This is a genomic window from Pseudonocardia wallangbongensis, assembly GCF_054486945.1.
In genome coordinates this window covers 1-12759 of the sequence record NZ_JBRERS010000009.1, presented here as the reverse complement: position 1 = coordinate 12759, position 12759 = coordinate 1, and the positions used below count along the sequence as shown (strand labels likewise).

At 66.1% G+C, this 12759-nt stretch carries 11 protein-coding genes, 1 pseudogene and 1 riboswitch; of the genes and pseudogenes, 7 read left to right on the top strand and 5 right to left on the bottom strand.

All coding sequences use genetic code 11. The annotated features are described in order from the left end of the window. The first annotated feature begins 555 nt into the window (after window positions 1-555). Window positions 556-1851, top strand: coding sequence for a hypothetical protein (locus ACU436_RS28280; protein ID WP_459030014.1), 1296 nt, complete (start codon window positions 556-558; stop codon window positions 1849-1851). Between the two features lie 18 nt (window positions 1852-1869). Here ACU436_RS28280 and ACU436_RS28275 read toward each other — a convergent pair whose 3' ends face one another. Next, window positions 1870-2304, bottom strand: a complete 435-nt coding sequence (locus tag ACU436_RS28275; protein ID WP_459030013.1) for a polysaccharide biosynthesis C-terminal domain-containing protein — start codon at window positions 2302-2304, stop codon at window positions 1870-1872. Window positions 2305-2318: 14 nt separating this feature from the next. After that, window positions 2319-3062 (bottom strand): pentapeptide repeat-containing protein, encoded by a 744-nt coding sequence (locus ACU436_RS28270; protein ID WP_459030012.1) that lies wholly within the window; start codon window positions 3060-3062, stop codon window positions 2319-2321. 1466 nt (window positions 3063-4528) lie between these two features. Between ACU436_RS28270 and ACU436_RS28265 the strand changes: the two genes are divergently transcribed. Further along, window positions 4529-5038, top strand: coding sequence for an SDR family NAD(P)-dependent oxidoreductase (locus ACU436_RS28265; protein WP_459030011.1), 510 nt, complete (start codon window positions 4529-4531; stop codon window positions 5036-5038). Between the two features lie 264 nt (window positions 5039-5302). After that, window positions 5303-6091 carry a transposase family protein gene (locus ACU436_RS28260; protein WP_459030349.1) on the top strand — a complete coding sequence of 263 codons (789 nt, stop codon included), beginning with the start codon at window positions 5303-5305 and terminating at the stop codon, window positions 6089-6091. A gap of 326 nt (window positions 6092-6417) precedes the next feature. Here ACU436_RS28260 and ACU436_RS28255 read toward each other — a convergent pair whose 3' ends face one another. After that, on the bottom strand, window positions 6418-7335 hold the full coding sequence (locus ACU436_RS28255; protein ID WP_459030010.1) for a LysR family transcriptional regulator: 918 nt from the start codon (window positions 7333-7335) through the stop codon (window positions 6418-6420). 109 nt (window positions 7336-7444) lie between these two features. On the opposite strand from ACU436_RS28255, the gene ACU436_RS28250 reads away from it, so the two are divergent. Genes ACU436_RS28250 through ACU436_RS28240 form a run of 3 tightly spaced genes read left to right on the top strand, consistent with a single transcriptional unit; the run spans window position 7445 to window position 9993 of the window. Beyond that, the gene (locus tag ACU436_RS28250; protein ID WP_459030009.1) at window positions 7445-7867 is read left to right on the top strand and encodes a hypothetical protein; all 423 of its coding nucleotides are present in this window, start codon (window positions 7445-7447) and stop codon (window positions 7865-7867) included. Further along, a complete protein-coding gene (locus ACU436_RS28245) occupies window positions 7860-9494 on the top strand; it encodes a multicopper oxidase family protein (protein ID WP_459030008.1) in 1635 nt (544 codons plus the stop codon). Before ACU436_RS28250 ends, ACU436_RS28245 begins: the two co-directional genes overlap by 8 nt. 58 nt (window positions 9495-9552) lie before the next feature. Beyond that, window positions 9553-9993: a YybH family protein gene (locus ACU436_RS28240; RefSeq protein ID WP_459030007.1), complete on the top strand. Its 441-nt coding sequence runs from the start codon at window positions 9553-9555 to the stop codon at window positions 9991-9993. A 411-nt stretch (window positions 9994-10404) separates the two neighbouring features. On the opposite strand, the gene ACU436_RS28235 is transcribed toward ACU436_RS28240, so the two are convergent. Both ACU436_RS28235 and ACU436_RS28230 read right to left on the bottom strand, forming a co-directional pair. Beyond that, window positions 10405-10569: a hypothetical protein gene (locus ACU436_RS28235; RefSeq protein ID WP_459030006.1), complete on the bottom strand. Its 165-nt coding sequence runs from the start codon at window positions 10567-10569 to the stop codon at window positions 10405-10407. 119 nt (window positions 10570-10688) lie between these two features. Next, window positions 10689-11675, bottom strand: coding sequence for a methylenetetrahydrofolate reductase (locus ACU436_RS28230; RefSeq protein ID WP_459030005.1), 987 nt, complete (start codon window positions 11673-11675; stop codon window positions 10689-10691). Between the two features lie 141 nt (window positions 11676-11816). Further along, window positions 11817-11951, bottom strand: a riboswitch (cobalamin riboswitch). 571 nt (window positions 11952-12522) lie between these two features. Between ACU436_RS28230 and ACU436_RS28225 the strand changes: the two are divergent. Then, a pseudogene (locus ACU436_RS28225) lies at window positions 12523-12759 on the top strand (superoxide dismutase); the annotation flags it as partial.

Genomic DNA, 12759 nt, shown 5'->3' with positions numbered 1-12759 from the left:
TCCGGACCCGCGCGGCTTGATTTTAAGGGGTGCGCGCGCCGGTGGTCGGCCGTGGTGGGCACCGGCGGTGGCGCTGCGTGTCCAGCCAAATCCTGCCACGTCAGACCTGTCACCCGATCCTTCACCTCGCCGGCGGCCCAGGTGGTCCCGCTCGGGTGAGGCCGAGACTCAGGCCGCTGCTGCGAGCCCGGGGATCGCGCCTACCACGGCTGAACATCGAGCCGGCCGTACGGCCGGGGGGCGGTAACGATCAGCCCGGGGCGGCCAGCGAACGGGATGAGCGGGTTGTCATCAGGTGCAGGTGCTGCGAGCCATCACCGGCATCTACGAACGGCTCGCGACACACGGATTGCCGTAGGGGTCTGCATTCGCGAGGGACAGGCGATCTCCTTGTCTGTGTATAGATCGACTTAGCAAGATCGTCGTAACGGGCCGACCCACTATGACGACTTCGTAAGTGCGGTCGGGCGCCTCCGTGGTCTAGCTAGCCGCAGGACGTCCGGCAACGTGCAGTAGCGACGAGACTTATCCTCTGCAGCGTTCGGAGTAGGAACTATGATAGACGAGGCTGTCGGCCTGAGTTCATTCTGCCATATAAGCGAGTACGCTACTGATCAACCCGGAGAATTCACAATTGATGGCTACGATAGCCTTCATCGAATGGCGTCCGTAAGCGCTCCACTCAACCTCTGGTCGCCGTCTAGCGCCTTCATTAGGCGCCCATCTTGCAGGCTCTCTTCGTCTGAATTTCTTGACCTACTGCGTCGAGGATATATCCGGGTCTATGGACGGAAAGGATGGATCGGAAACTCGGAAAAGCGACAAGAACTCGCGCGTAGATGGAGCGGTGCGACCTGGGACGACGAGATCGACGGAGGAATCCTCCAGCAGCATCTGATCGAAGATATTGAACAAGTGCCAATCTCGCGGCGCGGCGTGATAATTGCACCTGAGGAACGCGGCTACGACAAGGCGGAGGAGATGCTAGCAGAGAACCCTGACCTGGTCGGTCAGCTTTACGGTGCATTCGAGAACCCCGCTGACCGACGGATTCCAATCGGGACCCGGGAAACTGTTGTTCGCGATCTCCGGGACTACAGGCATGGAGATGTTCCGGCCGAGTTTGCTGTAGCAAAGACGATTCTGCGCGACGCTCAGAATCATGCGGACGCCATGACATTGTGTGATGCGACTGCGCCGTTCCTACTCTCGGCCGATGATACCGAGTTCTTGAACTTTCTTGGGCAGCTGCGAGCGCCAGTTGTGTACCCAGGTTACGCGGCGGCGCCGGACGCTCTTCAACGTGGCGCAGAACTGCAGGCTCGACTCGGTGAATTGACGCGGCAGGTGATCTCACTTCTCGGCGAGCTGGATCAGATTCGATCCGAGCACGGCGAGCTTGCGGAGGACAGAAGTATCACAGCCTGGGTGGGCAGCGAAGGTCATTCCCTGGTCATGAACTGGCTTTCAGGTCTTTGTCTCACGATCGGAACTGCTGAAGATGAAGACTCAAGTGGCGCTGTCATCGACTCGCTAGTCGATGCGGTATCTAGGGGCGGGCGCTGGAATATTCGGAGTCTGCGGAGGTTAGCACAACTCGAGGCGAGTACCGTAGATGCCGTCGAGGTGTTGTCGATTGTGACGCTTGGAAATGTGGGGCCATTCGGCATGTCAGACGTTGGCGTAGAGGACCTGCCGCGGGGCGGCGGCCTCCCGGAGAAGCTCGGGTGGATCCGTCGAGAGTACTCAGGTCCGCAATGGCCGTACCTCTACATTTTTGGCGATCGCGCAAGTAGGACTAGGCGGCGTGCCTTACTCGCCAAATTGAGCGAGATTCAGTACGCGGGGTAGGCTGGTGTGTGGTGTAGTCTATTCTGCTACAACTCGGCGAATCGCATCCTTCTCGATTTCGTCAGTGGCGTGACGATCGTAAGGCTGATCGCTTGAAGCGACGATGAGGACGTTCTCCTTACCGTCGTTCTTGACCGCGTGCGACCACCCCCTCGGGGGAATTACGGCAACCGCGCCGACTCCATCGAAATTTCGAACATGACGATCCGTGCCTTCACCTTCATCCCAGTGGAGCGACCACCTGTCGCGGAACACAACCGCGATTATCTCTCCGCGTTTTGCGTGATAATGATTGCCTCTGATTGATCCGGGCTCAATCTCGGCGATGTGCATATCCGCGATCGAGCCAATGCATTTCAGCTGCTCCCATAGGACCGAATAGCTGAGGCCTCTGGCGTCGGTGGTATTGTCGAGATCGAAGACCAGCATGGAGCTGGTACCGTCGTCTTGCATCGAACCGGCCTCCTTCAGGTGTTCCCTGAGATCGTCGTGCGATCATCGCGCATACTACCAACGCGATATAAGTGAGGCGAAATGCGTACCGATACTTTCATTAGCTGCTCGCGGACACCCGTCGGGAACTTCGTCGAATCGGGATCCCATCTAACGTCGGGAAATCGTGCGCCCGAGAAGACAGCGCCAGTAAAGTCGGCACCGGATATATCTGCGGCATAGAAGTTCGCGCCAGACAGGTCTGCATTGCGAAATGCCGCATGCCTGAGGATGGCCAGGACGAACGTGGCCTCTCTTAGATCACCTTCCGAGAAGTCGGCCTCAGAACACTCCGCTTCGGTGAGGTCCGCCCTGTGAAGGTCTGCGCCTCTCAGTGATGCACCGCGGAGGCTCGCCTGCCTTAAGTCGGCCCGCGGAAGCGATACTTCGTTGAGCATCTGCTCTGATAAGTTCGCTCCGAAGAGTCGTCCTGATTCTACTTCCCTTGGGTCGAGGGAACGAAACCCAGATCTTGCGCGACGCGTATCGCGTGCGTCGATTCGATCATTTGTCGACCCGGCGGTTGAGGCTGAGGGTTCACCCGCTCGGGTGTCTTCAAGATCTTCTGCCGTCGCCCTGCCCAAGTCGACACGACTAATGCTTCTCAGGAGCATCATTACGGGCAGGTCGGACCAAATAGTTTTTTCCGCCGGGGTGAATGCGCGCTCATTCCTTGCAACAACGTCGCAGACCTGGATGAGCCTTTCGCCCATCTTCATGATTCGCCTTCTCCTAGCCTGGTAGATGGCGGGCCAATCGCGAATGGAACCTGTGCGGCAAGTCGCTGGAGTATGAGCGGTGCTGCGACTCCCGTCGCTAAGGCAATTAGCGGCCTATCGGCGATGGCTGACGCGCCCGCGGCAGCAGCTACGCCAAACGCCATGATAAGCCTCAAAAGGCTGCCAACTGCATAGATGATCGCTGGAGGTCGGCGATGATCGCGCTTCCTTGAGTATCGCTTGCTCCAAGGAAGTGACCCGCGGGCTCTAATTTCGGTGTAGAAGTCAAGGGTCTCAACGAGACCACCGCCGAGCACGCCCCAAAGCGCAGCCACCCACCAATCCATCAGCGAGCGCCTTCGAAAATTTCTCGAGACCCTACGCGAGTCGCGGAGTCGATGCGCTTCACGAAAGGATGGCGCCGACCAACGCCAGCATTCCCAGTGCCAGCAACCAGCTCGCTGCGACGATGAGAATGAACGGGATCCCAATTGCTGCGGCTGATCCCCGCAACGACCTTCCCGGCGGTCGTCAATTCCTGCCACGCCACGGTACCAAATCCTGTGAATAGCCAGCTGGCGATGCCGAGGGCGCCGAACAGCACCCCGAATACGACTCCTACTGGTCCTTGGAAAATCAGAAGCACGCCGAGAACCACGCATGACAATGCGAACCAGCGGAGCCGTATTGGGTCGACGGCGGAGCGTCCGTTGACCGAGAAAGGTGTCGTCATGAGGGCTCTCCCCTTGTGAGCCGTCGGAGATCGTTTTCACTGGGTCGCGGAGGTCGTTGTCGGGGGCTTGCTCTGCGACTCGAATTCGCTTAAGGGTGGGCGCTTGTTACCACAACCTTTGATCAACGGATCCCGTTCACCCGAATGGGGTAGGAGGTGATCGCTATCGGCCAGATGGCGAAATCAGTCACGCACTCTGTCCAGCTCGTAGGGGCGCTCGTGGAGCTGGGAGGCATCACCTCCGCCTCGCCAGGTCAGCCCCTGCCAGCGCGCTTGCGGCGTAGAGCCGCGTGCGACCTGTCACGTAACTGGTCACGGAGGAGGGCGCGACTGGAAGCCGATCGATGTGCCAACCCATCCGCGAGGCACCACAGCTGCGGGCTCGCTCTCTCGTTGCGGGCGCCGCCGTAGGTTGCCAAGCGTGACGGAGCAGCGAGGGGCGGCTCACTCAGTCAGCACAGTTTGATGCGGGTGAATAATGCGCAACTCCGGCCTCGGACACCAGATCATGCTCCTGACCATCAAGTTCCCTGCAAGTCCTTCGGCGCCTGCCGTGTATGCCCTGGTCACCGGCGTGGGGGTTCAGGTACCACTGGGACACGCCCGTCCGAGCGCACACGAGTCGGGCACGGCTGCTTCTCCGCGGTTCGTCGCGCACGAGCTGTTCTATCGCCTGGGCCGCTTCGACCGGCGCCTCGATCGAGTGGTGAACGTGGCCTCCGGCGCTCACCGCGTGTCCGACATCTGGGACGACCCGGACTTCACCACCGGCGACCAGGACGGCCACACCGCTCACGGCCAGTCCAAGACCGCGAACATCCTGTTCGCCGTCGAGTTGGACCGCCGCTGGGCCGACCAGGGGATCCACGGCTACGCCGTGCACCCCGGCATCGTCGTCGGCACCAACCTGGGTGGCTGGATGTCCGAGGAGCAGCTGCGGGCCGCCAACCTGTCCATGGGGCTGATCGACGAGTCGGGCAGGCCGATCATCGACCCCTACCACGAGAAGACGACCCCGCTACAGGGAGCGAGCACCATCGTGTTCGCCGCGACCAGCCCCCTGCTGGCCGGCATCGGCGGCGTCCACCTGCAAGACAACGACATCTCGCCACTGGACGCGGACCCGAAGCCCGTCGACCTCGCCAGCGGCGAGACCCCCATATCCACCGTCGTGCCGCACGCCGTGGACCCGGAGTCGGCGAAGCGGCTCAGGGAGCTGAGCGAGCGGCTGCTCGCGGCGTAGCCCGGATCTCACCGATCGGTGTCGACGTCCGCGGAGCGGATCTCCGGTTCGGCCGGCTCCTGCGCCGTGGCCAGCCATGACGACAGCAACCGCACCGCGTCCCGTGACGGGCTGCCCGCGCGGGTGGCGTACAGGAACAGTGAGCCCTTTCCAACCTGGTGGAGGTCGGGGTCGGCTGCCCGCGGCGTGGCATCACCGGAATGAGTGAAGCTCCTGGTAGACGGGCGATTGACTAGATCAACTCGTCCAGACCAGGAGCTTCAGGTGCCTTCCTACCCCGCCGGGTTCACCGTGTCCAACCACGCCCTCATCACGCTGTCCGACGCGCTGCGCCACCGCCGTGCACAGGTGGGGACCCGGTGGCGGCGACTGACCGTCGGCGAACAAGCCCTGCTCGTGGTCGCGCACCTGCGCAAGGGCGAGACCTACGCAGACCTGGCCACCGGGTTCGGGATCGGCACGACCACGGTGTTCCGCTACATCACCGAGGCCATCGAGGTCCTGGCCGCGCTCGCCCCGACCCTGCGCGAAGCGATCGCAGTCGCGGCGCGGAAGGCGTTCGTGATCCTCGACGGCACCTTGCTGCGCATCGACCGGGTCGGCATGGGATCCGGGCGCGATCGACCGTACTTCTCCGGCAAGCACAAGTGCCATGGGGTGAACGTGCAGGTCATCGCCGACCCCGCCGGTCGGTTGATCTGGGCGTCTGCCGCTCTACCCGGCGCCCGCCACGACATGGGAGCCGCCCGAGAGCACGGCATCATCGACGCCCTCCACAAGGCGGGAGTGCGGGTGATCGTCGATCACGGCTACCGCGGCTCGGAATTCGAGACCCCGCAACGGCGCCGCTCCGCCGACCCCGAGTCCGGCGAACGTCGGCACCTCTCGCGAAACCAGAAGGACGTCAACGCAGCCCACGCTCGTCAGCGCGGACCGGGCAAGCGCGGCAACGCCCAGCTCAAGGCGTGGCGCGTTCTCCGCAAGATCCGCTGCTGCCCGCGCCGGGCGACTGACCTGGTCAAGGCGATCCTGGTGCTCATCCACGCCCACTGACGCCAAGTGGAAAGGGCTCAGTGTCTAGTCCGGGTCGCCGGGGAGTTCATCGCCTCGTAGTGGATCTCCACCGCACCGACGACCGAGTGGCGCATGCGACCGCCGCGGCGAGCAGCGACCCGGGCTGACGGAGGCGGGCACCCAGATCTCCGAGGATCACCCTCAGCACCGGCGACCTACCGCTGGTGAGCCCGACAGCCCCCGCCGGCGTCGTGACGATCCACCACGGCGACGGCAATCTCGTAGCGGTCACCTCCTTCCCCGTGTGACCGAGATGCACGCCAGGCGGCGGCGCCGGCATCCAGAGTCGGCTCGAGATCGGCCCCTCACCCCCGACGAGCCGGCCACCAGTGCACCTCGTGGGGTTCGCCGGCGTTCCAGTCCCAGTTGGTGATCGTGGTGCGCATCAGGCGGGCGGCGGGTGCCAAGTGGCCGTCGGCTCCCCAGTGCAGGGTGACCCTGCGGCGGCAGTCGGGTTCGTCGACGGCGGTCCAGGTGAGCGGAGCTTCCGTGGCGCCGCGGCGGGCGAAGGCGGGGACGAGACCGATGCCGAGTCCCGCGTCGATCAGGGCCGCGATGGCGCTGTGCTCGTCGACCTCGCAGACGATCTTCGGGGTGAGGTCTCGGGCGGCGAAGAGCCGCTCGAGCATCCGGCGTAGCCAGTGTCCCTTGCGGGCGGTGACGAACGGCTCGTCGGCGAGTTCGACGGCGCTCACCGTCGCACGGCCGGCAAGCGGGTGATCGAGTGGAACGCAGACATCCACCGCCTCGTCGAACAGCTGCGTCGACTCCAGACCGTCGGCGTGGATCGGCTGCGAGGTGACGCAGAGGTCGACGTCCTGGGCCCGCAGGCGGGCGGCCATGTCCTCGGCAGGCGACCAGTGGAGCTCGATCTCGACCGCGGGATGGGCACGCTTGTAGGCCGCCAGCGGGCCGGTGAGGGTGAGGAAGGTTTCCGACGCCAGTCGCACGGTGCCCAGTTCCCCGCTGGCGGCCGCGTCGACGGCGCGCCGTCCCGCCTCGAGCTCGCCGAGGGAACGTTCGACGTGATCGCGGAAGAGCTTCCCGGCGTCGTTCAGCCGGAGCCGGCCGCTGCGGTCGAACAGCGGCGCGCCCAGTTCGCTCTCCAGCCGGGTGATGGTGCGGCTCAGCGACGGCTGGGCTACATGCAGTTCCTCGGCTGCCCGGCTGAGGTGCTCCAGTCGCGCTACCACAAGGAACTGCTTGAGCCCATTCAGTTCCACTATGCCTCCCTCGACATAACGCCATAGCAATACTGATCTTAGACGCCATATCTTTCAAGACATAGCTTGGAGGCGTTCGCACCGGAAGATCAGAGTGAGGAGGATCCCCGTGACGATCAGCAGTCCGGGATCCGCTGCGGTTCATAGGACGGCGCCGATCGGCTGGGCGTTCCGGGCGGTCGTCAGTGCGCACGTCGTGGCGATCGTCGGCCAGCCGGTGTTCGCCGGGGTGTACCTGACCGGCGACTTCGACAGCCTGCGCTGGCACGCGGTCGGCGCCGACGTGGTCACCTCCATCGGCTACCTGCAGGTGATCGTGGCGATCATGGTGTGGGTGCGACTGCACCAGGCATGGCCCTTCCTGGCGACGACGGCGGTCGTCGCGGCGGAGACGGTGCAGTACTTCGCCGGCCTGGACGGCGCGCTGTGGCTGCACATCCCGCTCGGCGTGATGACGGTCGCCGCGATCGTCGTGCAGTTCATCGCCGTGTGGCGCCATCCCCTCGTGCAAACGGAGACGCGCCGTGCGTGAGCACGACGCGCACCGCGCTGTGGGTCGACGCCGGGTGCTGGGCATCGGCGCGGCACTGGGGCTGATTGCGGCCACCGGGCTGTCGACCTCGACCGCGCTGGCCCGCCGGCCGTCGCTCACCGGTGCCGAGTTGCCCAGCGCCGTGCCGCTGCCGCCGCCCTTCGAAGTACCGCTGCCGATCCCCGCGGTGCTGAAGCCGATCAGCACCTCGGGCGGGGTCGACCGTTACGAGATCACCCAGCGCGAGGCGGTCGCGCAGATCCTGCCCGGAGTCCGGACGCCGCTGTGGACCTACGGGGGCACCTTCCCCGGGCCGACGATCGAGTCTCGCCGCGGACGGCCGATCACCGTGACGCATCGCAACGAACTGCCCATGCCGACCGTCGTGCACCTGCACGGCGGACGGACCCCGGCGGACTCCGACGGCTACCCGACCGACCTCGTTCTGCCCGATCGCCGGCCGAACTCCGCCGAGACGATGCACGGCGTGCACGACATGCACGCGATGAGCGGCATGCCGGGGATGCCGGGGATCCAGGACCCGCGGGCGGTGGTGACCAGGCTGACGCGGGACTACACGTTCCCGATGGACCAGCGGCCGACGCTGCTCTGGTACCACGACCACCGGATGGACTTCACCGCCCCCGCGATCTGGCGAGGGCTTGCCGGGCTGCACATCGTCCGCGACGACGCCGAGGACCAACTCGGCCTGCCCGCGAGGCAACGCGAACTGCCGCTCATGATCGCCGACCGTTCGTTCGCCGCGGACGGCAGCCTCGCCTACCCCGCGCTCGACCCCTCGCTGCGCAAGCAGCCGGGCGTGCAGGAGCCCTTTCTCGCCGGTGTTCTCGGCGACGTGATCCTGGTCAACGGCGCGCCCTGGCCCATGCACGAGGTCGACGCGGCCCGCTATCGACTGCGCGTGCTCAACGCCTCCAACGCCCGGCACTACGAACTCGAAGCGGTCACCGACGACGGGGAACGACTCGATCTCGTGCAGATCGGTGCCGACCAGGGACTGCTCGCTGCGCCGGTCACCCACGGGCTCCTGCCGATCGCGCCCGCCGAGCGCTACGACGTGATCATCGACTTCTCCGGGGTCCCGATCGGTGGGCGCGTCAGGCTCGTCAATCGGCTCGGCTCGGGTCCCACCCGTGAGGTGATGGCCTTCCGCGTCGCACGGCGCGGCACCGACGGCAGCCGCATCCCCGCCACGTTGTCGACCGATCTGCCGACCTGGCAGCGGTCGGACGCCGTCAACGTGCGCGACATCGCCTTCCGCGCCGGGCAGGTGCACGGCGGCCACGGGTGGCTGATCGGCGGGCTCCCGTTCGACCCCGCGCGCTCCGACGTCACCGTCGGGCTCGGCGACGTCGAGGTGTGGCGGCTGATCGCCGACGTCCACCACCCCGTCCATCTGCACGTGGTCGGCTTCCGCGTGCTCTCGCGCAGCGGCCGGCCGCCGCTGCCGCACGACGCCGGGCTCAAGGACACCATCTCGCTACGACCCGGCGAAGCGGTCGAGATCATCACCCGCTTCGACGGCTACCGCGGCCGATACCTCTTCCACTGCCACAACGCCGAACACGAGGACATGGGCATGATGGCCAACCTCGAGATCGTCTGATTCGTGTCACACCTGGGATGAGTCAGGAATCCACCACAAAGGAAAGGGTTGAGTATCGATGCCTACGCAACGCGAGGTTGACGAAGCCGAGATCCGCCAGCTGGTCGACAAGATCGTCGAAGGGCTCCAAGGCAAGGATCTTGAGGGCCTGAGGCGTCTCTACACAACGGACATCGTGTCCTTCGACATCGAGCCGCCGCTCCAGCACGTCGGAATCGAGGCGAAACTCAAGAACTGGGCGTCTGTATTCACGTTCTTCGAGCGGGTGAATTACGAGGTTCGCGACCTGACGCTCACCGTGGGCGACGACGTGGCCTTCGGGCACGCCTTCGCTCGCCTCAGCGGCACGCTGAAGAACGGGCCGGCGATGAGCGGTATGTGGGTCAGAGTCACGTACTGCCTCCAGAAGATCGACGGCGCGTGGTTGATCGTGCACGACCAGGTCTCCGTGCCGCTCGACATCACCAGCAGCAAAGGCGTTGTCGACCTCGAGCCGTGATCCCGCCAACCCACTCCCGCCTGCGCCGCGGCGCGACGGCACCACATCCCAGGCCCTCACATCCAGCGGTGGTGACACCGTGACGCCCGGGGTGCCATGCCAGCCGCGGTCAAGGCGGGACGATGCGTGTGGTTAGTGCGCAACTCCCTTCTCGGACACGGTGTTACCCGTGACGACCACGGTCGGTGCGAACGCCGGCCAGGTCCGGGATCGTTCACCCCGTCGCCGCGACCGTCCAGTCCGACCTCCCGCGGATGAGCACCTTCGACTCCGCACGCAGACGTGCAACGACCTCCGCCACCACGCCCGGCTCCTTCATCGGCCTCCGATCGACACCGGTCCGGGGCGAGATGACGAACGAGCGGTACTGGGCAGCGATCCTCGACTGACGGCGCCGACGACCGCTCGACGTCAATCGCGGGCCCGACGGCTCGTCACGCGCTCCTGGCCGGCGCGGACGTCGGTCACCGGCATCGCGTCCTGCAGCGGTGCGCCGAGCTCGGGGAACCATCGGAACGCCTGCGGCTGCCGCTCCCACTCGCAACCGGCGCACTCCCCCGTGCGGTGCTCGTCCATCCTCGCCTCCGGCTCGTCGCCTAATTGCCATTCTCTTGCAGCAGCGAACAGTGTGCGTTCCCGAGCGGGCCAGGTCGACCCCATGCCAGCTCGCTGCCGATGCGGAGGGCGTGCCGGCATCACGGAAGGCTGAGAGCACTGCCGGACCCGTGCGCCCGCTCACCGACCCGGCATCCGAGCGTTGTCGACGGTCGCTCGGTGGCAAGGCCCAACCACATCACCAGCTCCACGGTCGCGGCGGAGCGGTTCAGGGTGTAGAAGTGCAGGCCGGATACGCCCTCGTCGAGCAGACGCGAGCACAGCTCGGCGGTCGCGTCCATCCCCGCGGCGCGGAAGGCGACCGGATCGTCGGCGTAGCGGCCGAGCCGGTCGACGAGGGCGCCCGGCAACGGAGCACCGGACAACTCCGGGCCGCGCCAGAAGGTCCTGACCGTGGTCAACGGCATGATCCCGGGCAGGAGCGGGCCGACGCATCCGGCCGCGACGAGCCGGTCACGCAACCGTAGGAACGCCTCCGGGTCCCAGAACAGCTGGCTGACCGCGAAGTCCGCCCCGGCCCGGAACTTCCCCAGCAACCGGGCGAGGTCCGAGTCCCCATCGGCCGAGCGGGGATGGCCGTGTGGGAACGCCGCAACGCCGACGCAGAAGTCACCCAGCCGGCGCACGAGCCGCACCAGGTCGTCGGCATGAGCCAGGCCGTGCGGGTGGGTGACCCACTCCCCCAGCGGGTCGCCGGGCGGGTCCCCGCGCACCGCGAGCACGTTCCGGATGCCCGCTGCGGCGTAAGCGCCGATCACGCGGCGCAGCTCGGCGACCGAATGCGACACCGCGGTGAGGTGCGCCATCGGGACGAGGGTGGTGTCGGTGGCGATGCGAGCGGTCGTGCGGATGGTGCGGTCGCGGCTCGACCCGCCCGCGCCGTACGTGACCGAGACGAACGCCGGATCCAGCGGCTCCAGGCGGCGGATGGTCCGCCAGAGATCCACCTCGCCGCGCTCGTCCTTCGGCGGGAAGAACTCGACCGAGAAGACCGGCCGCTCGCCGGCGATCCGCTGAACGATCTTCACCGGCCCACCGCCGTCGTTCCCGTGCCCGTAGCTGTCCACTGCTCTCTCCTCGCGAGCGGTACGACGACCCGCGGAGAAGGCAGGCAGCAGCGGCAACCGAGGCGCGACGGCCCGGCATCCGCCCGGCCCGCCCTCGAGACCGCGGATCAGCGTGCACCGGCCGGCGCACGCACCGGCGGCAGGTCTTCGGACTCACGGGCCCACGCTCGCGCGCACCTACTGGCCGTCGCTTCCCAGGCTCACACCCAGTGCCGTTGACGGCGGTCGTTCCCGTTCACCGCTGCGGGGCAGTCCCGGACTCGCACCGGGTTCCCTCTTGCCTCGACCCGCGCCCCGGAAGGGCACGCGCCGAACCGTCGGCGACGAACACCGTACTGCGCCACAACGACCGCTCGGCGGCCGCGCTGCACTTCTGGGACCCGGACACTGCCGCGTTCCGCTACCTCGTTGCCGACGAGATCAGCGCCAGCCTCGACGCGCTGAAGCAGGCCCGCATCTGGCACCTCCTGCTCGACCGTGCCCGGTCGGAGGGCATCGGTGTTCTCGCGATCTCCCACGACGGGCCGCTCCTTGCGGTGGCTTCCCGGCTGGTCGAGTGGGGGGACTTCGACCGCGCCGAGCAGGCCTGACCGTCATGGCTGCAACCATCTTGCAGTAGCAAGATTCTCTCGGCAGTGGCATGCTGGAACGGCCGGTGATCGTTCTGGCAGCTCGACATCGGCTGCATGGGTCCGGGGCCCGGTTCGTGGGCGACGCCTCCGTACCGCGGCCCCGGACCCCTCCCGTCCCCCACGTGGGCACCGCGCTCGAGCACCGCCTCCGATTCAGCAGTAAGTTGCAGGTGCTGGATGTTCGCAACTGCAGATCACGAACGAGGAGTACCCCTGTGGCCGAGTACGCGCTGCCCGATCTTCCCTACGACTACGGCGCCCTCGCCCCGCACATCGCCGGCGAGATCATGGAGCTGCACCACTCCAAGCACCACCAGACCTACGTCGGAGCCCTCAACCAGACCCTCGACAAGCTCGCCGCCGCCCGCGACGGCGGCGACTACGGCGCCATCGTCGGCCTCGAGAAGACCCTCGCGTTCAACCTCGGCGGCCACGTCAACCACTCCACCTTC